This window comes from Tunturiibacter lichenicola (assembly GCF_051013355.1).
GTDB lineage: Bacteria > Acidobacteriota > Terriglobia > Terriglobales > Acidobacteriaceae > Edaphobacter > Edaphobacter lichenicola_F.
Genome location: NZ_CP132944.1, coordinates 4,970,944 through 4,992,701, shown reverse-complemented (window position 1 = coordinate 4,992,701; position 21,758 = coordinate 4,970,944). Strand labels below are relative to the sequence as shown.

The 21,758-nt window shown below is 54.9% G+C and carries 17 protein-coding genes and 4 pseudogenes; 13 read left to right on the top strand and 8 right to left on the bottom strand.

Going from position 1 to position 21,758, the window contains the following annotated elements; all coding sequences use genetic code 11:
* Positions 1-7 precede the first annotated feature (7 nt).
* Entirely contained in the window at positions 8-2,575 is a 2,568-nt protein-coding gene (locus RBB82_RS20940; protein ID WP_433972675.1) for a two-component regulator propeller domain-containing protein, read from the bottom strand.
* A gap of 943 nt (positions 2,576-3,518) precedes the next feature.
* Between RBB82_RS20940 and RBB82_RS20935 the strand changes: the two genes are divergently transcribed.
* The 11 genes and pseudogenes from RBB82_RS20935 to RBB82_RS20885 all read left to right on the top strand — a co-directional run bounded on the left by RBB82_RS20935 (position 3,519) and on the right by RBB82_RS20885 (position 13,978).
* The gene (locus RBB82_RS20935) at positions 3,519-4,295 is read left to right on the top strand and encodes a neuromedin U (RefSeq protein ID WP_433972674.1); all 777 of its coding nucleotides are present in this window, start codon (positions 3,519-3,521) and stop codon (positions 4,293-4,295) included.
* A gap of 287 nt (positions 4,296-4,582) precedes the next feature.
* Positions 4,583-5,065 carry an NAD(P)-dependent oxidoreductase gene (locus RBB82_RS20930; protein ID WP_433972673.1) on the top strand — a complete coding sequence of 161 codons (483 nt, stop codon included), beginning with the start codon at positions 4,583-4,585 and terminating at the stop codon, positions 5,063-5,065.
* The gene (locus tag RBB82_RS20925) at positions 5,058-5,549 is read left to right on the top strand and encodes an NAD(P)-dependent oxidoreductase (RefSeq protein WP_433972672.1); all 492 of its coding nucleotides are present in this window, start codon (positions 5,058-5,060) and stop codon (positions 5,547-5,549) included. Before RBB82_RS20930 ends, RBB82_RS20925 begins: the two co-directional genes overlap by 8 nt.
* A 466-nt stretch (positions 5,550-6,015) precedes the next feature.
* Positions 6,016-7,509 carry a CoA transferase gene (locus RBB82_RS20920; RefSeq protein ID WP_433972670.1) on the top strand — a complete coding sequence of 498 codons (1,494 nt, stop codon included), beginning with the start codon at positions 6,016-6,018 and terminating at the stop codon, positions 7,507-7,509.
* Between the two features lie 86 nt (positions 7,510-7,595).
* Positions 7,596-7,802 (top strand): hypothetical protein, encoded by a 207-nt coding sequence (locus RBB82_RS20915; RefSeq protein ID WP_433972669.1) that lies wholly within the window; start codon positions 7,596-7,598, stop codon positions 7,800-7,802.
* A gap of 132 nt (positions 7,803-7,934) precedes the next feature.
* The gene (gene mdlC / locus RBB82_RS20910; protein WP_433972668.1) at positions 7,935-9,611 is read left to right on the top strand and encodes a benzoylformate decarboxylase; all 1,677 of its coding nucleotides are present in this window, start codon (positions 7,935-7,937) and stop codon (positions 9,609-9,611) included.
* 24 nt (positions 9,612-9,635) lie between these two features.
* Positions 9,636-10,535: a hypothetical protein gene (locus RBB82_RS20905; RefSeq protein WP_433972667.1), complete on the top strand. Its 900-nt coding sequence runs from the start codon at positions 9,636-9,638 to the stop codon at positions 10,533-10,535.
* A 106-nt stretch (positions 10,536-10,641) separates the two neighbouring features.
* Complete coding sequence (gene thiC / locus RBB82_RS20900; protein WP_433972666.1) at positions 10,642-12,486, top strand: phosphomethylpyrimidine synthase ThiC; 1,845 nt, start codon at positions 10,642-10,644, stop codon at positions 12,484-12,486.
* A pseudogene (locus RBB82_RS20895) lies at positions 12,483-12,797 on the top strand (FAD-dependent oxidoreductase); the annotation flags it as partial. The gene thiC and the pseudogene RBB82_RS20895, both read left to right, overlap by 4 nt.
* A 15-nt stretch (positions 12,798-12,812) precedes the next feature.
* Positions 12,813-12,971, top strand: a pseudogene (locus RBB82_RS20890) (transposase); the annotation flags it as partial.
* Positions 12,972-13,459: 488 nt separating this feature from the next.
* Positions 13,460-13,978 (top strand): DinB family protein, encoded by a 519-nt coding sequence (locus tag RBB82_RS20885; RefSeq protein ID WP_433972665.1) that lies wholly within the window; start codon positions 13,460-13,462, stop codon positions 13,976-13,978.
* 879 nt (positions 13,979-14,857) lie between these two features.
* On the opposite strand, the pseudogene RBB82_RS20880 reads toward RBB82_RS20885, so the two are convergent.
* From RBB82_RS20880 to RBB82_RS20860, 5 genes and pseudogenes are all read right to left on the bottom strand, one after another.
* Positions 14,858-15,403 (bottom strand): annotated as a pseudogene (locus tag RBB82_RS20880) (VirB8/TrbF family protein); the annotation flags it as partial.
* A gap of 120 nt (positions 15,404-15,523) precedes the next feature.
* Positions 15,524-15,793, bottom strand: coding sequence for a hypothetical protein (locus tag RBB82_RS20875; RefSeq protein ID WP_433972664.1), 270 nt, complete (start codon positions 15,791-15,793; stop codon positions 15,524-15,526).
* Between the two features lie 12 nt (positions 15,794-15,805).
* Positions 15,806-16,594, bottom strand: coding sequence for a hypothetical protein (locus RBB82_RS20870; protein WP_433972663.1), 789 nt, complete (start codon positions 16,592-16,594; stop codon positions 15,806-15,808).
* A 16-nt stretch (positions 16,595-16,610) separates the two neighbouring features.
* Complete coding sequence (locus RBB82_RS20865) at positions 16,611-16,835, bottom strand: hypothetical protein (RefSeq protein ID WP_433972662.1); 225 nt, start codon at positions 16,833-16,835, stop codon at positions 16,611-16,613.
* Positions 16,836-16,854: 19 nt separating this feature from the next.
* Positions 16,855-17,115 (bottom strand): annotated as a pseudogene (locus RBB82_RS20860) (TrbI/VirB10 family protein); the annotation flags it as partial.
* Between the two features lie 722 nt (positions 17,116-17,837).
* Between RBB82_RS20860 and RBB82_RS20855 the strand changes: the two are divergent.
* A complete protein-coding gene (locus tag RBB82_RS20855; RefSeq protein WP_433972661.1) occupies positions 17,838-18,836 on the top strand; it encodes a metallophosphoesterase family protein in 999 nt (332 codons plus the stop codon).
* Entirely contained in the window at positions 18,836-19,597 is a 762-nt protein-coding gene (locus RBB82_RS20850; protein WP_433972660.1) for a heme-binding domain-containing protein, read from the top strand. Before RBB82_RS20855 ends, RBB82_RS20850 begins: the two co-directional genes overlap by 1 nt.
* A 1,336-nt stretch (positions 19,598-20,933) precedes the next feature.
* Here the strand turns inward: RBB82_RS20850 and RBB82_RS20845 are convergent.
* The gene (locus RBB82_RS20845; RefSeq protein WP_433972659.1) at positions 20,934-21,335 is read right to left on the bottom strand and encodes a hypothetical protein; all 402 of its coding nucleotides are present in this window, start codon (positions 21,333-21,335) and stop codon (positions 20,934-20,936) included.
* A gap of 116 nt (positions 21,336-21,451) precedes the next feature.
* Positions 21,452-21,712 carry a hypothetical protein gene (locus RBB82_RS20840; protein ID WP_433972658.1) on the bottom strand — a complete coding sequence of 87 codons (261 nt, stop codon included), beginning with the start codon at positions 21,710-21,712 and terminating at the stop codon, positions 21,452-21,454.
* Between the last annotated feature and the right edge of the window lie 46 nt (positions 21,713-21,758).

Here is a 21,758-nt window from a genome sequence, read left to right as displayed (position 1 = left end):
GCACTGTCTAGTTTTTCCTTGCTTTCCAGGGTCGCATCGGAAGAAGGTCGGAGACCACCTGAAGATGCAACAGGAGTCCTTGAAAGCTCTGTAGCAGAGTGTCGTGCAACTCCCGCGCGATGCGTGTCCTTTCGCTTACCCGCTCTTCCAGACGCATGCCGTATTGTCGTGCCAACTGCTGCAGCCGAAGCCGATACAGCCCCCAAAGGAATGTCAAAAACGCAGCCGCACACAACAAGCGGAACCAGGTCCTCTGGTACCAGGCTGGCAGTACAACAAAATCCAGCGATGCGCCGGTTTGATTCCATACGCCGCTGCTGTTGCATGCGGTCACTCGAAAACGGTAGTGTCGGGGTTTAAGGTCGGTATAGAAGGCTTGGCGCCGCGTCCCGGCATCCTGCCATTCCCGGTCCCGGCCCTCCAGCATGTAGCGGAAGCGAACCTTCTGAGGGACCGAAAAACTGGGAGCGGTGTAATCAATTTCGAGGTCGCGACTCAGGGCGGGGACTTTGACAAATGATGTTGCGTCGAACCGTTTGTTGTCCGCCACAACGCCTTCTACATAGACCGGCGGCGGAAGCGAGTTCTCGTAGAGGCGGTCCGGATCCAGCACTTGTGCTGAGACGCCGGTTACGAACCACAATCGACCATCCGGCGCTTTAGAGGACATCGGCTGCGAAAAACTGCCGGTCCCAGCTTGTGCTCCGTCCAGAGCATCCAGAGTCATTACGGATACCGCAAGGTGGGGATTCTCGATCCACTTCGCCCATTCGGGTTCTGCGACCCTGACCAATCCGCATCGCGTATAGATCCAAAGGGCACCGTGGTTATCCCTGATCGCGTTGAAGGCCTCAGGACAGGGCAAACCATTGTCGCTGCTAAAGAGGGTCACCTGCCCATGGTTGAGCCTGTAGAGACCTTGCGAACTTGTGACGAGGAGAGAGCTGTCAGAGTCCACGAACAGTGCCTGAATGCCGGCCGGGCCGTGGGGAGAACTCAGCGACGTAGTCTGCAAACGTCCATCGCGGAAGTGAGAAATGGTACTTTTACCTTGTTGAGTGCCGAGCCAAACACCGCCGTTCCGGTCTGCCACCAGAAGTGACTGCCGGCCGAGTTCGTCATCGAGCGAGGCTTGCTTCTCAATTTTGTCCCCAACAATGCTGAATAACTGGTTCTTCTTACTAAGAACCCAAGTCGTTCCGCCCGAGTCTTCAGCGATACCCTCCACCCCGCCGATGCCCGCGAAACGCTGCCCGCCGATTTCTCGAAAACGGCCATCCTGAAATCGCATGAGGGCCAGTTCCACTCCAAGCCAAACCACGCCACTGTGGTCTTCAAGCATTGGCCCTACCCCTTGGCCCGACAGTTTTCGATCGAGAATGGCGGTTTTGCCGTCTTGTTGTCGCAAAATGTTAAGGGCGTCACCGGTACCCATCCACACCGCTCCGTTGCGTAGCGCGATAACCGAATGGAAACCGCGTTCCGAAACTCCCTGCCGTGTCGTGTAGCTAATCAGGGCCGTGTCGCGAAACATATCGAGTCCCCCATCGGTGGCCACCCAGAGGTTTCCTTCTCGATCCTCAAAAAGGCCCACCACGCTATTGCCTGACAGCCCATCAGACACGCCGTAGTGGTCGGCGACACCGCCGCAAATGCGGTAGACTCCATCATTCTGCGTGCCAACCCAGAGTGACCCTCGGCGATCGACCAGCAGGGCATGAGAAAGGGCTCTCGCCCCGTCGAATCCCGAGACAGCGTAGCTCGTCCACTTACCTCCCGAGTAATGCCGGACGCCAAGTTGCGGTCCCGTTCCATCTAGGCTCGCCCATGCCGTGCCCGACGGACCAAGCGCGATTTCGCCTACTCCATCCCCTTTTGCAAGTTCAGCAATTTCACCAAAATATGTTGTAGGAGGAGTGCCGGGCCGCCAGCGAACGAGCACTCTGGACCCGAACCAAATATTGCCTTCGCTATCGTGAGCCAGCCCGAGGCCGTAGGTGACGGGGATACCCTCCTTTTTCCCGAAGCAGCGCAGCGTCTCTTCGGAGATGCTGCACAGCGGCGCTTCGTGTGCATACTGCCCATAGCGGGTCGCCCATATTGTCCCTGAGTCGTCCTCGATAATTGCGCTTATGCCGGTGGGATGCTCCAAGTCCGTGTACGTTCGCAGTTGGCCGTCCTTCCAACGAGCCAAACCGCGTGTGGTACCGATCCAGAGGCTGCCGTCGCGAGAGCCGAGTAAAGCCGAGAAATGTGTGCCGGGCAGATTCTGTCCCTGGGGAGGCTGCCACGGCACGAACCGGACTCCATCGAAACGCAGCAACCCTTGCGCAGTTGTTATCCAGAGAAACCCGTCGGTGGTTTGAGCAATATTGGTAGGGGGACCGATGGCGCCATCCTGGATGCGCCACACAGTGTGACCATACTGGGAGATCCGCCGGTCCGGATCAACCGCGAGCGCACGGGGAAGCGCTACCAGCGACAAGTTCGCCAACACGGTGCCCAACACGTAGACGCGTCGTGCCCGTATTCGGACGACCACCGCCTTGCCCCATATTGTTCGTAGGACCGTCATGACGCGCCAACTCCCAGGCGATTAAACTCGCTTGCCCAGTAATCCGACAGGCGGTGGGCGTTGCCTTTTGCCGCTAATAGCACGGCATTAGAAAGCCTCTTTTTTTCGATATAGAGCGACTCGTCCTAGTCTGCCATCGTCTATCGTATGGAGGTAAAAGACAAGTCGCTATTACATGTTCCTAGTAGCACAAGGTCGGGGAAGAAACGAAGGCAACCCGTCACTCGTCTGTGCTAAACACTCGACGTCTGCTGGGGTTCCGTCTTTGAAGGCCCAGGAGTCGTGACCCACCTGCATGTTCCCCGCTGTCGGCCTTTGCCCGAGCAACGACGGACACCAAGAACTGGTAACCCATCATTAGGACAACAAGTCGGCGCAGCCGCGAGGCTGTGCCTCGGCTTGACTGTGCTGAGCGGTCGCAATCTCCGACGGGAACAAAGGACCGCGCTTGTTCGTTTGGTTTGCTCACAAGACCCACATTCTACTCATAAACTCATAATTAAAGTGAACACGAGCTGACACCGGAGAAAGAGCCTACGCTACTCCGACCGCCTCGACGCAGAACTGAGGTTCTAAGGAATTGAGCTCATTGCTCCAGATCGCCGCAACCGAGAGAACACCCCGAGCCCACAACAGAATCGCGCACGATCGTCAGAACCACAACTAGTGGCGATGACCGCCTTCGGAAGCCTTGACGATGCATTTTGGCTTATCGCCGATCACCGTGAGCTAACTGTTGCTCACGTTCCCTTTGTTTCGCGCAAGTGCGAATCTTGCGATCGAGAGAGAAGGAACGATGGGACAATTTCAAAGAATATTCTCGAACCGAGCCCCGAACGCCTTTAGGGTACGGGTACCCAGCGACTCAAAGCAGATGACCGCAATCGATGCAAACGCGTCGGTGCGTCCCATCTCTATACGGGTAATATGCGAAATCATCCTGATGAGCTTGAGCGTCATTGGTGTCCAACCAACTCGGGCACAGGAGAGTTCGAACATAGCCAAGCAAGCGCAGAATCCGATCGCGCGCTTAATTTCAGTGCCATTCGAGAATGACTTCAATCCTCAAACAGGGATTGATAAAGAAGACAGCTACGTTCTGGAGATGAAGCCTGTTGTCCCGTTAACCCTGTCGAAGGATTGGAATCTGATTACGCGGACTATCGTTCCGGTAATCCAAGTGCCCGACCTGGCGCCAGGAGTCAACGGAAAAACCGGACTAGGAGACATCAGCTTGTCGTTGTTTCTGTCACCCGCAAAGGCCGGCCGGATCATTTGGGGCGTGGGGCCAATTGTTTCATTTCCGACGGCCACAGAAGACATTCTCGGAACGAAGAAACTCAGCGTCGGCCCCACAGTTGTTGCGCTGAGGAGCCAGGGACATTGGTTATATGGAGCGCTGGTGTACAACTTATTCTCCGTGGCGGGACCATCGGCGCGACAGGATGTCAATCAGATGCTGATGCAGCCATTCGTGAACTACAACCTTCGTCACGGGTGGTACCTCACATCCTCACCGATCATCACCGCAGATTGGGAGAAACAACGAGCTGAACGATGGGTAGTGCCCGTAGGCGGCGGAGTCGGAAAGATCGTCCATTTTGAAAAGCTGCCTGTGAACATCTATACCCAATTTTTTCGAAACGCGGAGTACCCGGATGGCACGACACACTGGTCCGCAAGATTCCAAATGCAGTTCCTTTTCCCAAAGAAAGGATGACCGATCTTCTGCGAAAGAGGTAAGGGGCGAAATCAATCCAAGTTCGATCGACGGGGTGGCCTGAGATCCTCGAATTTACGCGTACTTCCTGACCGTGTGCCAAAGGCCGGAGAAGGTCGTCGGGTTCACACTCCGGCGTAAATTTTATGAATCCGCTGCAGACGCTGACGCGCTTCGCTTTATGGCTAAGATGCTTGTTCAGACCTCATCACGGTTCTGAATTGCTCATGTCTGCGATGAGTAGCTCTTCTGCCAAATGAACGGCCTTTGTTGGGAGAACACAGTTTATGAAGAAGCCGGTTTTGGTAGTGACGTCGCATTTCATCAAGCCAGTTGAGAGACGGATCGATAACGAATACGAAGTCCGGTGCAAAGGGGATGGAACATCCTTTACACGTGAAGAACTTCTCACCGCCGCAAATGGCGCAGACGCGATCCTGATTACGCCATTCGACAGGCTCGATGCAGATTTCTTCAGACGGGTCTCGCCCTCCGTCAAGGTGATCTCAACAACTTCCGTTGGCGTAGACCACATTGATATGCATGCCGCGGCGGAACGAAATATCGCAATTGGATACACCCCCGCCGAAGTAACCGACGCAACTGCGGACATAGCGATGTTGTTGCTGCTTGGCGCTAGTCGCAGAGCATTCGAGGCACAGGATCTGGTCAGAACCGGTGAGTGGACAGTTCCTCGCGCGGCAGCACTTCTGGGCTGGCAGGTGACAGGAAAGACCCTCGGAATTCTGGGTATGGGACGAATTGGCTAAGGCTGTTGCTAAGCGCGCCCGGGCATTCGGCATGAAGATTCATTACTCAAATCCGCATCCGCTTCCAGCGGAAGAGACGGGAGATGCTATCTTTCATGCCGATCCATTGGAGCTTCTCGGTGTGAGTCAGTTCCTCAGCCTGAATGCCCCCGAGACGGAGAAGACCCATCACTTTCTCAATGCAAGAACAATCGCCCTTCTCCCGCAAGGTGCGATTGTGGTGAACACTGCCCGGGGTGGCCTGGTCGTTGATGAAGACTTGATTGCTGCTCTCAAGAGCGGCCCCCTTGCTGCAGCGGGTCTCGATGTGTTTGAGGGAGAACCAAAGCTCAATCCCGGCTATGTCGAACTCAAGAATGTCTTTTTGCTGCCGCATATCGGCACTGCCACCGTCGAGAGCAGAACGAACATGGGCATGGTTGCACTCGACAACATTGATGCTGTGCTGAATGGCAGGCCAGCGCCATCATTGGCAAAGGTTTAGCCATCACAGATGTGCAGAGGCCAGCTGTTGGCGGCCCTTTGCTTTTGTGCTCGTTCTTCGTGATCGCATATGAACCCAAAGAGTGCTCATAAATCCTCCGTACGCGCTTCAGGATGTTGCTGAAGCTCACATGACCTGGAGCGTCGACGGTCGACGGGCAAGCTCCTGCTCTCGATTGGCACCTGGTGGAATCACCAGAGCCGCGAAGACGGTCGGACGGCGGTCTGCGCGGCGAATTGATGCTTCCTTTGGACAGATAAGGCATGGACAGCCCGACAAGTAATCACCGTGAGCTAACCGTTGCTCACGTTTTCTGATTCGTTGAACGCTGCGAATATTTGGGTGTGATTGGAGCTGCACATTGTGACGATCCCTTCTCAAGGCTATGCCAGTGGATCTCAACTCTGTCCAACCAGTTTTTAAGACATGCGAGTGTGAACAACCGACTTCCAGAAGGAGATGCACTGTGAATGCAGCAGAAAAGCTAGCGAAAGGCATAATCGCCAATTACGACAATCCGTCAAAGAACAACACGATAGACCTACCTGCACAGGTTGAGTCCTTGTTGCAGAGCTTGGGGGCAACAACTTCCGACTCCGGAGGTAAGGTCACCTATTACGGCTCCGACCCCATCAAGCCTGATCGATTGCCATACGGGTCTGCGTGCGCAATCGCGCTTGCGGTCAAGGCGATCCTGATCGCAAAGATATGGAAGGAGCGTACAGGCGAGGGGCAGGATATTCACGTCGACGTGCGTAAGGCTTTGCGGCGCTTTTCACCGTTTCTCGAGGGAAAGTGGGAACTGGTCAATGGCTTCCCTGGACGCACGGATCCATATAGCCCATTTATCGCCGGTCCGGATATTGTTCCCACCAAAGATGGCAAGTGGATTATGTTGGCCGATGTATTTCCCGCTATACGCCAGCGCGCACTCGACGTCCTTAAACCGAGGGGTGGCTCGTATGAAGCGCTGCGCGACGCGGTGAAAGAGTGGAACGGTGAGGAGCTTGAGGAAGCCGGCGACAAGGCGGGCGTCCCCATGCCGCTCGCCCGCAACATCAAAGACGTGCTAAAGATGGATGCCTTCACCAAATCCGTGGGGCTGATGCCCCTCATCACTATCGAGAAGGTAGGCGAGAGCGATCCAATACCATTTACGCCCAATCCGAAGACGCCGCTCGAGGGTATCCGTCAGCTCGCTACAACTCACGTCATTGCAGGCCCATCGATCGGTCGCGCAATGGCCCTGCATGGTGCCGATGCGCTCAACGTGTGGCGGCCATCCGATGTCGAGCACACGCTCTGGCACTACACCTCGCATGTCGGAATGCGGTCCACGATGCTTGAGTTGAATAACAAGGATGGCCGTTCGAAGTTCCTTGAACTTATTTCCAAGGCCGACGTATTCGCCACGAATCGCCGTAAGGGATGGCGGGAGCGATTCGATATCACGCCGGAGGATTTGATTAAACGGCGTCCGGGTCTGATCGATGTACAGATGACCTGGGCCGGGGAAAATGGACCATGGTCGAATCGCGTCGGCTTCGACATCAGCGCCGCATTCGCGTGGGGCCTCGACAATATTGAGGGAACCGACGAGAAGCCAGCGCATCCGGCCATCTGGGTGGCCTGTGACTACATAGCGGGCTGGCTCGCGACCTGCGGAGTCCTGGCGGCACTCCTACGGCGGGCCAAGGAGGGCGGAAGCTACCGCGTCGTGGTTTCGTTGTCACGCACCGCTCTCTGGCTTCCTGAGTTGGGCGTCTTCGATCGCGGCTACGCGAATAAAACGGCCGGTTCAAGTGATGAGCACGTGTATCCGGATCCCGATGGATTCGTTGTTGATACGCCAATGGGTCGCTATACCGGCGTCAAGGAAATGATCGAGATGTCGAAGACTCCGGGCGGATACAAGTATCCATTGACTCCGTTGGGCTCGTGGCAACCAAGCTGGCTATAGGCAGGGTGTGCCCAATCGAATCGCAAAGGACCACACGAGCTCAGGAAGGCTTTACATAATGCAATCCGACCAAGCGGGGAGCCTTCATGTCGTTCCGTTCCTTTCCTCAACAGCGTATCTGGATGGGAAGCTCCTCGAGCGGGACAGGGCGTGGCATGGAGCCTGGCTTCGGAATCATGCAGGCACTGGGACGTAGTCTCGAGAGCTCGATGGCCGATCAGGAGTTGAATGCTGCACGGCTCGAAGCAGGCATCGAGCGGCGTGCGTGGCAGAAGAGCGGAGCAACATGTTAGCTCATCACAGTGAGCTAACCGTTGCTCACGTTCCCAAAATCTCTGGAACTTGTCACCATTTGCTCAAGATTACAGAAGCACTTCGTGACGATCCAACGCCGAAGAGCCGTACACCGATAAGGAGAATTAGAAATGAGCAGAAATAGCCAAACCGAAGTCCTGGAGGCGCTCAAAGATGAGCGACGCGAAACTAACCCGACCGTCTGGGATGTTACGTACAACCTCTTACGGAAGCTAGGATTGACAACGATTTTCGGAAACCCGGGGTCGACAGAGCAGCCGTTTCTTAAGAACCTTCCGAAGGACTTCGAATATGTACTGGGTCTGCAGGAGGCGACCGCCGTGGCTATGGCAGACGGCTTTGCTCAAGCTACCGGAAAGCCAGCGCTTTTGAATCTGCATACGTCAGCGGGAACCGGGCACGGCATGGGCAACATCATGACAGCTTTCCTGAATAAAACGCCTCTCATCATTACGGCGGGTCAACAGACACGTGAGATGATCCTTTGCGATCCACTTCTTACGAACCGCGAAGAAACGACCCTACCGAAGCCTTGGGTCAAGTGGGCATATCAACCTGTGAGGGCACAAGACGTCCCCGGAGCAATCATGAGGGCCTATACGGTTGCTCTGCAACCGCCGGCAGGCCCAGTGTACGTATCGATTCCGCTCGACGACTGGGACAAGCCGGCGCTGGGAGAGGCGGTCGTTCGAACGGTGAGCTCACGGTGCTCGCCAGACCCAGAGCGGCTTGCTCATTTCGCCGAAAAAATTCGGAAGAGTAAGAATCCAGTGTTGCTTTACGGACCTGAGATCGAGCGCGCAGGCGGTTGGGATGCAGGCATTAAATTTGCTGAGCGCTTGAGAGCTCCGGTGTATATGACGCCGCTATCTGAGAAAGCGTCGTTTCCCCAAACTCATCCTCAATTTCGAGGCATGGCGCCGATTGCGATTGGGCCACTGAGCAAAAAGCTTCGCGGCCATGACCTCATCATCGTTGTTGGAGCCCAGGTCTTCCGATATTACCCCTACGTTGCAGGAGACTACCTTCCCGAAGGTGCAGAACTCTTGCAGATCACCAATGACCCCTACGATGCGGCCGCAGCTATCGTCGGAGACAGCCTCTTGGGAGACGCAAAGCTGGCCCTGGAGGCATTGAATGATGCAATCCCGGAAGTGAAGTCGCGGCCCGCTCCTGCGGCACCACACATCGAACGAAAACTTCCAGCGCCACCGAATAGTCCTTTAACGGCCCTTGAGGCATTCGCCGCATTGAGCGAGTTGCGGCCCGAAAACGCCATTCTGGTGAACGAGACAGCTTCTAATTTCGGAGATCTCGCTCAGTACTGGCCAATCAGCGAGCCCGGTACGTACTACACCTTTGCGAGTGGTGGACTCGGATGGGGAGAACCGGCGGCAGTCGGCGTTGCGATTGCCCAAAAGAAGCTGGGAACCGGGCGCCCGGTCATCGCTGCCATCGGGGATGGAGCTCTCCAGTATTCCGTACAGAGCCTCTATACAGCGGCTCGACAGAAATTAAAGCTCATCTACATCGTCCCGTGTAATGACGAGTACGCCATTCTCAAAGAGTTTGCGGTTCTTGAGAAAACCCCAAATGTGCCCGCACTTGATCTGCCCGGACTCGATGTCGTCGCAACGGCCAAGGCGTTTGGTTGCGTCGGAGTAGCCGCCAACTCTACGGAAGAGATCAAAGAGGCTTTCAAAACAGCCCTCGCTGCCGACGGGCCAACCGTAATCGCCATTCGCGTCGCGCATCAACTCCGGCCGCTGGTACCCGACGTGGACTAGCTTCACTGAATTGGGGCACATACCATGTTCAAAAAGACATTCACAAATGGCGCCAGAAGGACTGTATTTTTCGCATTGGCGATTCTGGCGCCGTGCATCCAAAACACCGCGTTTGGTCAAGCTCTGACCATGGACGGCCAATCTGGCATCTTCCTCCAGCCATGGGCCGATGTTGTACCAGCCGCTCCACGCAAATTCAACGCTCCGACCGTGAGCTTTCATGCCGTTGATGCTGGTCCGGTCGCCGGGGACTACATCAACGTGGGAGTGGAAGAAGGGTACGGTAATTGGCTGGAATTTGGCTACACCCGAAGTAATCACACCGATGGAGGCGATCCCACGATCAGCCCTCTGTTCAACTTTGAAGGCATGAACATCTTCAATGTAAAAGCGAAGATCGTTCCCGCTGGCGCACACAAATTAAAATATGTCCCGGCGGTTTCAATCGGAGGCGTGCTGCGAACGAACGATCCGTTTGTAGTCCAGTTCGTTCAGCATAAGAACGCAACAAACGGGGACATCTATGGAGTGGCAACAGAATTGTTTACCTTTGGAAAGAAGTTCGCCTTCCTGGGCACTGGTGGCGTTCGCGGCACAAACGCCCAGAAATATGGCTATGGCGGCAACACCCTTGGTTGGGAAGCACGCTATTTTGCAGGTCTCGCTTTTCCGATACCGATCAAGGGAAAGATCGTGGTTGCACCGGCCTTCGAAATTAACCAGGAGCCTCGTTACATCAAATACGTCCCAGGTGCTCACTTTCCGACAGACCTTATCTATGCCGTGAGAGTGTCTCGGTATCCAGACTCCAAGTGGACTTTCGACGTCGGCACGGGCCACTTAGGAGCCACTTTGGCGCCGGGGCTCAACATCAAAGTCAATAATGCGATCGCCATTGCGGCCGACTACCGTTTTGGACATTGAGTGGCAAACAATGAACACGGCGCGAACGCATTTATTTCCCACGAGTTTCACGCGGTGAGGGGGATCGTTCGATCGGGAGCGGTATCTATTGCGCAGAGAGGATCAAATGCTGAAGCAATCACCAACGTTTTCTACGTTTCGTACACCTTCCTCCTATCCGGCATCGCGGAAGCGTTACCTACAAGGCGATCGGGGGGATTTGCGTGTCCCTTACCGAGAGATCGCTTTATCAGCAACCCGTCATAGAGATCGCACGGAAGAGAATCCTCCTCTGCCGGTTTATGACACCTCCGGTCCGTACACCGATGCCGACGTTCGGATAAATTTGTCTCACGGTTTACCTGACCTTCGCACCGATTGGATCACGCAACGCAATGATATCGAGACTCTTTCGTGCCCTACGTCCCAGTATGCACGTCAGCGTGAACAAGATCTGCTGACGTACCACTCGCGCTTTCCCTCTCCCCCTCCCTCTCGCCGCTCACAGAGCGGCCGAAACGTGAGTCAGATGCACTATGCCCGTAAGGGCATCGTCACCAAGGAGATGGAATTTATTGCGTTGCGGGAATCAATGCTGCTTGAGCGCTTGTGTGATGACCCTGCCTACGCCTCGCTACTCCGGCAACACCGAGGCCAATCTTTCAGCGCACTGCTTCCAGAACGAGTTACGCCTGAGTTCGTTCGGGCCGAAGTTGCTGCGGGGCGCGCGATTATCCCAGCAAACATAAACCACCCTGAAGTGGAGCCGATGATCATCGGGCGCAACTTCAAAGTGAAGATCAACGGCAACATCGGCAACTCCGCGGTCACCTCTTCGCCCGCAGAAGAAGTGGACAAAATGATCTGGGCCACCTATTGGGGCGCAGATACAATTATGGATCTTTCTACCGGCAAGGACATTCACGAGCTTCGCGAGTGGATTATTCGCAACTGTCCCGTGCCGGTGGGGACCGTGCCAATTTATCAGGCGCTTGAAAAAGTAGACGGGCGTGCCGAAGAACTCACCTGGGAATTGATGCGTGACACTCTCATCGAGCAAGCCGAGCAGGGTGTGGACTATTTCACGCTGCACGCTGGCGTTCGGTTGCCATGGATCCCGCTTACGGCTAAGCGCTTGACGGGAATCGTGTCGCGCGGCGGCTCCATCATGGCGAAGTGGTGCCTCGCACACCATCAGGAAAATTTTCTGTACACGAATTTCGAAGAGATCTGCGAAATCATGAAGGCTTACGACGTGTCCTTCAGTCTGGGAGATGGGCTTCGTCCCGGGTCTATTTACGATGCCAACGACGAGGCACAGTTCGCAGAATTGAGAACGCTTGGTGAACTGACGCAGCTAGCCTGGAAGCACGACATCCAAGTGATGATCGAAGGTCCAGGTCACGTACCTTTGCAACTCATTCGCGAAAATATGGAGAAGGAATTGGAGCACTGTTTTGAAGCGCCCTTCTACACGTTGGGTCCGCTGGTGACTGATATCGCCCCCGGCTACGATCACATCACCAGCGCGATCGGTGCTGCAACGATCGGGTGGGATGGAACCGCGATGCTCTGCTACGTAACTCCGAAGGAACACCTCGGTCTCCCGAATAAAGAGGATGTCCGTACAGGCATCATCAGCTACAAAGTCGCCGCGCATGCAGCAGACCTAGCCAAGGGATTGCCCGGAGCACAAATTCGGGATAATGCTCTCTCCAAGGCACGTTTCGAGTTCCGTTGGGAGGATCAGTTCAACCTGAGCCTTGACCCTGATCGTGCCCGTGAATTTCACGATGAAACTTTGCCCCACGACGCCGCCAAAACCGCACATTTCTGCTCCATGTGCGGGCCGAAGTTCTGCTCGATGAAGATTACCGAGGAGATTCGCGCGAAATATCAAGGAGACGCAGAAGCGGGCATGGCGGAAAAGTCGCGGGAGTTTGTGGAACTCGGTGGTGAGGTCTACCGGTGAAGCGACCGGACGTCGCAATCGTGGGCGGCGGGCTGGTTGGCCGCTGTCTGGCCTGGCGTGCGGCTCTCTCTGGTGCGCGTGTCGTCCTCTATGATTCGGCCAGTAGTCGAGGGATAAACTCAGCAGCTTGGGTGGCGGCGGGAATGATCGCGCCGACGACGGAAGCCATCGACGCAGACGCACAGATCGCGTCAATGGGGAATAACAGTCTTAGGCTTTGGCCGCAATGGGTATCTGAGCTGCCTATCCTTGTCTTCTATCGTGATGCTGGAACTCTCCTGCTTTGGAACCGCGAGGACGCGGGAGAAGCCACCCGTGCTCAGAGTATGCTCGCCAGCTATCTGGGATTGGTCCCTTCCGAGCACTCCTCCGGAGGAAAGCAACGGATGGGTGGGATCAGCAAACAAGGCAACCGGCTCTTGCGATTCCTTCTCGTGGAAGCTGCCAACATCGCGGTGCGCTTTGATCCCGAATTGCGAAAAGAAATATCTGCACCGCTGCCATCACAAACACTTCACCGTCGCCAAGGTGGCGACGGCTCGTAAGCTTGCGATACGGATGTATTGGATGCTTCTTACACAGACACCGTTATCCACAGGTTCTTTCATCGAGGGTAGCCTGAAATGTATTCTGGTCAGCGCAAGCCAGACCGACAGGCTGAGTAGGCGCCCTCGCACCCAATAAAGATTGGGTGTCCGAATAAGCAATCATGGTCGCAGTCGTGACCGAATTGATGGTTGGTGGAGAACGTTCCACCCAAGATGATTCGATAAAGGGATCCGCTCGGACTCTGGTCTCTAAGCTCTGACTCCGAGCGTTGCTTCAAGCAGCGGGCAGGAAACCTTTGCCCTTGACAGAGCCTTCGCCCTTATTGACGAATACATTGACGCAGACTTTCTTCATCCCAACACTTTTCCCTTGCAGTCAGTCGGCGGACCATACATTTCGGTAACTTCGTGACGAAGTTGCCGAAATGCGGCTTTCCAGTCTCAACATTCAAAAGCTATGCTGTGTCATGGCCTCACCCCAACAGCAAATCAGATTCGAGCATTGGGCAAATTCGCAGAGCTTGGAGGCAATCGTCGCAGCGTCTCACGATCTACCCGAAGCTCTTTCCCTCGTTGCGCATATCGTCTCAATCAGCCGCTTCTGGGCGGCTAGGGTTGAGGCCATGGCTGAGAAACTTGATCCGTGGCCAACGCTCACAGCTCCCGAACTGGAGGCGGAACTAAGACGGCTACGGGACCGCTGGTTGAGGCTTTCCAATTGCACTGCAATGGATGCGCAGGTGCGATACGAGAGCAGCGACGGAGAAAACCGCTTCAACCCTTTCAGTGAAGTTCTTCAAGAGGTATTTCTGCATGGGGCGCACCACAGGGGACAGATTGCCCTTGTTCTACGCATGAAGGGTTTTGAGCCTCCACGTTCAACTGACTTCATCCCAGCTCTTCGCACGGAAGTACTTCAAACGGGACCTAGTGACGGCGGTTAGATAACGATAAAACGGTGTTATCGGTAAAAACGAACGATTGGGCCGGGTGACGTCAGGTCCTTCTCTGAAGGACTTCATCGGCGATGACTTCAGCCTGGTCTTACAATTCAACTTGCCCAAGTAAGGCGGGTAGATCTTGTTATTAAATGCCGTGGCATCCTTTTCGCTATCAGCGCTGAGGGCAGCAGCACTACATGAACATTTATCCTTGAGTTCGGCATAACTACACAGGAATCTCGTTTTCCTCTGACGCAAATCAGAGATCGTCTCTTCCTATACAGACAGCTGACACAATTGACACGTGACGTCAGCTACCTCATGGATCCAAATGGAACGGTATCGCTTGTCCTTCCTAATGGCCTCAACATCGGTAGGGAAAAGTGAAAGCCAAGCCCAGGGTTGATCCGCCTACCTGAAAGGGAGATCCCACTAGAGATGCCGTGTCTTGAGCGAACAAAATAACGGTTGTCGGTCGAACCCAGTTTCCCGGTTCCAGCAAGTTTCCCGGGGATCGCTCTCGGTGCCCGGTGGTGCATGTCGGCGATTCTCGACGCTTGCCGGTGCCTAGCTTTCAGAACTCATAACCCAAAGGTCGTAGGTTCAAATCCTACCCCCGCAACCAATCTAATCAACAACTTCTAGGAGTCGTAAAAAGCCGATCGGCTCCTAATATCTCCCAATAAGAAAATCTGGGTCTCAGGCGCTCGCTTTCAACGGCTTGAGCACCATCTCCACGACCTTCCCGTTCGCTTCCCGCTTCGAGGACGACATTGCTTGTCCATAGACGTTCATCGTCGTTTGGATAGAAGCGTGTCGCATCAATTCCTGCTGCACCTTCATCGGAGCTCCGGTCTCATCCCCACGAACGATACGTGTGAGCGAAGCAACCGGCGCGCTGGAACCGGGTGCAATGGGATCGACGGACATCCGGTTCTCGTGGAACTCGGTGATGGTCAAACCCAGGGGATTGATCGTCTCGAACTGTGGGAAGACGCGTGCCTGGTCGCTCACCTGCTTGGGGTTCAGATAATAGGTGACACTCAGCAGCCAATGTTCCGTCCTCGGGTCGTGAGAGTTGCGGGGCGAATAGAGCTTGTCGATGGTGACAAGCGCCGTCCCGCGGGAGATGGTTGCATTCTGAACCGTCTCCTCCGACATGGTCGTGATCGTGACGTTCTTGACCTCCACATCGCTCTGCTCGATCTGTCCACCGACGACCTGCGAGACAAGGTTATTCTGATTGTCCTGGCCCATCAACTGCGCGGCCAGATTTTGAGACAAGAAGTAGTAGTTGAGCGGGTACTTCTTGGCGATGGTGTCCCGGCTGACGGTGTAGCTATAGTTTGCCCAATCGGTCAGGTATGTCCGCACCTCGCCTTCGCGCGGACTGTAGTTGAGGTCGGTGTATGAGTGCGCCACCATTCTGCGTTGTGAGATTAGTCAGGTCGTTGGTGAACTGGTACAGCCAATCGACGCCTGAACTTGCGCTCGGAAGTGCCTGTGCTAACAACACAATGGAAGCCATGACGGTGTCTCTCTCTGGGTTTAGGGGATATAAGTCTTCCAGGTCTTGCCTTCGTGAGCTGCTGCGGATTTGTGACGTTTCTTGTCCGCCTCGACCTGTTTCCGGAATGCTTCGTCTCGTTCCTTCTGTTCATCAGCTTCTTTCTTCTGTTGCTGGAGAATTGCAGCGGCCTTAGCTGCGGATGCGGCGGCCTTCGCCGTTTGGTCACGTTGATAAAGCACGGCACCGCCAATAACGGTCAGTGCCGCAAGGATTGCAAGGAGAATCTTCGTATTGATTGCGTTCAGCATTTGTTCTCCGAATCAGGGAAGGTAGGTCGTCCAAGTGCTGCCTTCATTGGCGGCGCTCGTATCGTTCACCGACCGTTGCTGTTGGACAGCAGCCGCCGTGTTCAGGTCGGCGGCTGCCGCATTCCGCTGCTGCATGTTCGCCACGGTCATTTGAGAAGCGAGGTAGACATGCATGGCGGCCTGGGACTGCATCTCGGTCAGCTGTTGGGCCTGAGCGGCATTCAGAAGGTTCAACTGCTGCACCTCACTGTTCGTCGCCGACGTGGTATCGAACTGCTGCTGTGTGAGAGAGGTATTGGCGGTTCCGTTTTGGCTGCGAGCGGCCCGGTATTGCCCAACTGCTGTAAGGCAGTCCGGTGAGACCGAATCGGACATCTCGATCAGGGCAAGCTGCGAAAGCTGCGCACTGTTGCCGACCGTCTGCCCCTGCAAATAACTGCTCGTCCCAGAGCTGACCGGCACGGTCGCCGTCTTCCAGGCCGTCAACGATGCACTTTGAGAATTACTGTTGAGAGCAATGTTGACGCCTGCCGTCTCGCCAAACATGTTCGCGACGTTCGCGTTCTTGAGCGCATTGAGCGTCGTCTGCCACTGCTGCTTGAACGAGAAATGAACGACGTTGTTCTTGAGCATGTTGTATTGCGACTCAAGAGTAGTGAGTTGGGAAACGAGACTGGCGTAGCTCGTCGGATCGAAGACGATATCGCCAGTACCGAAGAGCGCAAAGCTCGGCGTAGCCGTCGCAAGCAAGAGTCCGCCTGCGATCAGGTACTTCTTTCGATTTTTCAGATTGAACTTCATAACGACTCCTGATGGGTTAGAGTTGGTTGCACTCAGAGCAGGTGGGGTCCATCCGCTCCGAAAGCTCGGTGAAGCCTGTCGGCACCCTGTGAAAAAACCCCATCACATCGCCAGCCAGCTCAACGCAGTTCGCTACGCCTGCCAGCGCTTCGGCGGCACGCGAATGAGCAAGCCCGACAACAAGGATTGTGGCCAGGGTTAGGACGGTTGAAATTTTTACCTTCAGGGCGTCGTCCTTCATGGTGTTCTCCAGAAAGCCGCTACAGGGTCGGATCAACGCGATGTTCCGCATAGGACGGAATCAGAATGTCCGTGCCGATGTACACGCGGGCACGTGAGCCTTCCTTGAGCGTAATAATGGGCAAGCGATTCAGAAAGTGATTCAGGATCTGTTCGCCCTCATTCGCCGATAGCGCGGAGATACCATTCCGTATCTCTGTCGATGGAGAGAGGACACTGCCGTTGTTGCCGATCTGGGCAAGCCCGCCTAGACCTCCAACAGCTGCGGCAGCCGCGAATGCCTGAGCACTAGGGCAAGATCAAGAATGGCGCCGAAGCGCACGGTCGAACCTCCGATTAAAGAAGAGTCTGGCATCACATACCTCCTAAAACGGAGATGAGACAGATTCATTCCATGCTTTTTGGGGCTTTTCTAAGATTGAATGTCAAAGTCGGCGGTTATTCAATTAAAGAAGCGAAGATAAGCAAAGGCCATTGTATGGGGCCATCCGAGCTCAGCTGCGAAACTCAGTGGACGGTGGTAGGGGGCGCAACTGCCGTCGTTCCAGCCGTGAACCGGAGCACATCAAAGTTTGCTGCAAAGTTAACCCTGCGATACGTACCGATGCCAACATAGGTATGGTCGGACTTACGTAGGTCCCGGTCGTTCGGTCCCGAAGCTCCACGTATACTTCAGCGGCTGTCCCAGGCCGTCGAACCACTACCGTGAACCTGACCGTCATGCCCGTTGTCCCGGAATACGACCACCGGCGTTCGTCGGCGAAGGTAAGGGCTCGTGATTAGCGTCTGATAGGGGCGGTCGAGCAACCGGCAACGCGGAAAGGCCAAGGATGGCTGCGACACGTACGGGTCAAACCTCTCGCTGAACCGAAGTCTGTGGGCCGCATTTCTGTAACCAAATTGCTGCTGGATTATTCAGCGCAATTTCTTCTAACGGGTGGAATAAAAGCTCGCGTTGCCAGTTTTAGACGATAGAGGCAATCAAAATCAGATGGAGATTGATATGAATCAGTTCAAGGAAGACGACGTAGTACAGGAGAACGAAGGTGTTACGGAGCCCGTGGGCGATGGCATCGACCGGCGCAATTTTCTGGGGTGCATGGCATGGGCCGGCACAGGGCTGCTGTGGTCTATGGTTGGCGGTGTGCCGACCTCGAAGCTCTTGGCGCAGACGATGAAGGGTGGTGGGACCGGAGTTGGGAAGGTAGAGGATTTTTCGTTCGTGCAAATCAGCGATTGCCACATCGGATTCAACAAGGGCGCAAACCCAGATGTGACCGGGACGCTGAAGAAGGCCATCGATAGGGCCAATGTTGTGCCTGCGGGCGTGAAGGCACCTGACTTCATGCTTCACACCGGCGACATTACGCAGAATTCGAAAGCAGCGGAATTCGATACGGCCTCGCAGGTTATTAAGGGCTTCAAGAACGAGGTGTTCTATGTGCCAGGGGAGCACGACTATATCGACGATGGTACGCAGTACAAGCAGCGTTTTGGTAAGGGCACCGTGGGCAATGGCTGGTACAGCTATAACCACAAGGGCGTCCACTTTGTAGGCCTTAACAATTGCGTGCAAGTAGATGCGATGGGGAATATGGGCGAGGATCAATTGAAGTGGCTGAAGTCGGACCTGGCCGGGTTGAGTCACTCGACTCCGATCGTTGTTTTCGCCCATATTCCTTTGTGGATGGTCTATGAGAAGTGGGGATGGGGCACGAAGGATGGAGAGCAGGCGCTGGCCATGCTGAAGCCCTTTGGTTCGGTGACGGTTCTGAACGGTCACATCCACCAGGTGGTGCAAAAGGTCGAGGGCAATGTGGCCTTCCACACGGCGATGGCGACGGCGTTTCCGCAGCCTGCACCGGGAGCAGCGCCGAATCCAGGGCCGATGATGGTTCCAGCGGGTAAGTTGGAAAGTGTCCTTGGAGTGACCAAGGTCAAGATGGTTCGAGGACGTAGTCATTTGGCTGTCGTCGATTCGACACTGGCGGAGACTGTTTAATGCGCCCGTGGACTGCTGCGGCATTGACCGTAGCCGCAGTAGTGGCCTTAGGGTATGTTCATCCGTTTGGGAATCCGCGTGTCGAGCCGGCGAAAGGACTCGGCACGCTGCTGGAGGGCGCGACCATGCCCGCAGACGCGAAGTCGGTACTGGTGAACAAGTGTGCGGACTGCCACTCGAGCGAGACTCGCTGGCCAGTATATGCGCGAATCGCTCCAGGATCGTGGCTGATTGAGCGCGACATCATTGATGCACGCAAAAAGATGGACCTTTCACACTGGGAGCAGATGCCGGCGGATAGGCAGCAGGTTTTGGCTGCGAAGATATTCGAAGAGGCGAAGAGCGGAGACATGCCTCCGCTGCAGTATCAGTTGCTCCACTGGGACGCGAAGCTTTCCAAGAACGATGTGCAGGCACTATCGATGTTGGGCAAGAACGCGAGTGGGAGCGAGGCGACTCTCGCTGGGGATGGCGATGCTGTGCAAGGTAAGGCTGTGTTCGAGAAGCGTTGCACAGGCTGTCATGCGATGGCGGTTGATCGCGAGGGACCGAGGTTGGCAGGAGTCTATGGCAGAAAGGCCGGAAACATCGCGGGATTTACATATTCCGCGGACTTGAAGAATTCTGGCGTGACTTGGAACGATGCGACTTTGGAGAGGTGGTTGAGCGATCCCGATTTGATGGTTCCGGAAAACAATATGAGCTTCAGCGTTCCCAAGGCTAAAGAGCGACGAGACCTGATCGCTTACCTGAAGCAGTAACAAGAGGTTGACTCAATTGTAAGGAGACCATATGTCGGATTGCTGAACGATGTCATCGGCAACGATCTAATTGCAGTCTACGAAGACCATTATTTCACCTAGGACGCTATCCTTTGGCTCCGAGAAAGACCTCGCACTTTTGGCGAGCTGCGCGCGGAAGAGATCGACTGGTTGCGATGGATGGCCGCCAACATACAGGACAAGGATATGTAGGAGCTCGAAAAAAAAGCATGGTACGGTGCGAGGAAGAAAGCAACGGAATAGATCTGCTCAGAACACGCAGGGCTTGCCATAACCGATTTGTCCGACGAACAGAGGTGGCCTTTGCAGGCTCAGTTGGTCGGCCTGGGGCGGTTGAGCTCAAGTCGACTTTGAGAGACGTGCCTCACTAAGGAAACGTGTGGGGACGCATCGTTGATCTGATTGAGGTGACATCAATTGAAAATGGCGAAGCTGTCCTTGCGGAAATCATGAGTTAGAGTTCCAAATTCATCTCCTGCGACGTGTACCAAAGCATCTTCTACGAACCTGCGCAGCGACGTTGAAGCGAAGTCACATTAAGGAAAAACAGATGGCGGCAGCTATTGATGAAGTCGAGTGCGTGGACGTGACACCGGTCAAACATACGTCTGACGCAAGCCCCTAGCTCAAAATCGAAATATAGATGAGAAAAGAGGTCAATCTGTATCAAGAAAAGCCGCAAACGTTTTGTGAGGGAGCTCGTGAACGTAAAAGTCATGTCGGTTGCGCTGACCTGCTCGACGGATCTGGACGAGTCCAGGCCGTTGCTTGGTGCTTTGTGAAGGAAGCCCGGCTACGAATGCTTGATTCCGATTAGAAAGCCACCATCATCACACTCACGTTGAGCAGAAGCAATTGAGTACATGCCAGTCAAAAAAATCGATACCATATTTATAGTGAATGGCTTGATCCTGTTTTTGTGCCGTCTTATCGAGGTGATCTTATGCGATTAGTAGATGATGTACGGTGTAGCACTGAACGTGGCAGTCCCCTGTCACTACTGACCCCGCTTCAAGAGACAAAAACCAAGCGAGCCGCCTAAAGCGCAGTTTGTAGCGCTGGTAGTAATCCATAGATCATGGTCTGCCCGGCCCCTTTGTACCAGTTGAGAAGCGATAGAACTGGAACAAGAGGAGCTATGTATGACGCGAGGCAAAAAGCATACAGCAGAGCAGATCGTGAACCTGCTGCGGCAGGTCGGCGGTTGAGGTGGGAGTAGCGAATGGCAAGACGTTGCCGCAGGCGTGCAAGGAAGCCGAGATCGTAGAGCAGACGTACTGCAAACTGTTTGACAATCCATTTGACTTTATCCGGCTTACTGCGCTTCTAAGACAGCGGCGCCGTTCGGTTGAAGAGTGAAGATGAGCGAATCGCCATCGAATTTAGGAGAGAGATCGCTTCCCAATAAGAACGTCACTTCCTGGCAGTTTTCGAGGGCAGTGTTGGTCACGGCGAGCCATCCTTGCGTGACATCGCGCTGGGTGAGCCACGGTGCGTGAGGATCCGTCAACGGTTTGAAGTCGCCCTGTGCTAGGCGATGATCGAGGTGCTCTCCTTCGACAAGCAGCATCGGCTTCGGCATCGCAGCCCACCAGTTGGGTGGGGCGATCTTCAATATCTTTACGGTGTTCTGAGCCTGCGCCGCAAAACAGCAAGCCAAAGGCAGCAACGAACTTATGATGAGTTGTCTTACCGCGCCTCGAATGTACCCGAACATCGTATTGCTCACCTATTACTGAGTGTGGCAATGAAATGAGGTGGCACCGCAAGTATTTTTTGCTGTGCCACCCCGTTTTTTCTGTTGCAATTTAGAAGTTGATGCGTGCAGCCAGTTCAAGTTGCCTCTGCGACTGCGAGCGAGTTCCGTTGATGGTGCCAAACTTGTTCGAGTTTGAGCCGGTGGTGTAGGTCCCATCTCTGATTCGCCACGCCATCGTGGATCTGGCCGTCCGGATTGGTGAACGCAGGATTGTTGAAGATGTTGTAGGCCTGGGCGCGAAGCTGGAACTTCACCCGCTCCGTGATGCCGAAGTCCTTGAAGAGACCAAAGTCCGTCGAGTTGAATCCGGGACCGTAGAACTGATTGCGTGCCACGTTGCCGGGCGTGTGAAGACCGTATTGGCTCCCACAACGGTAGTTG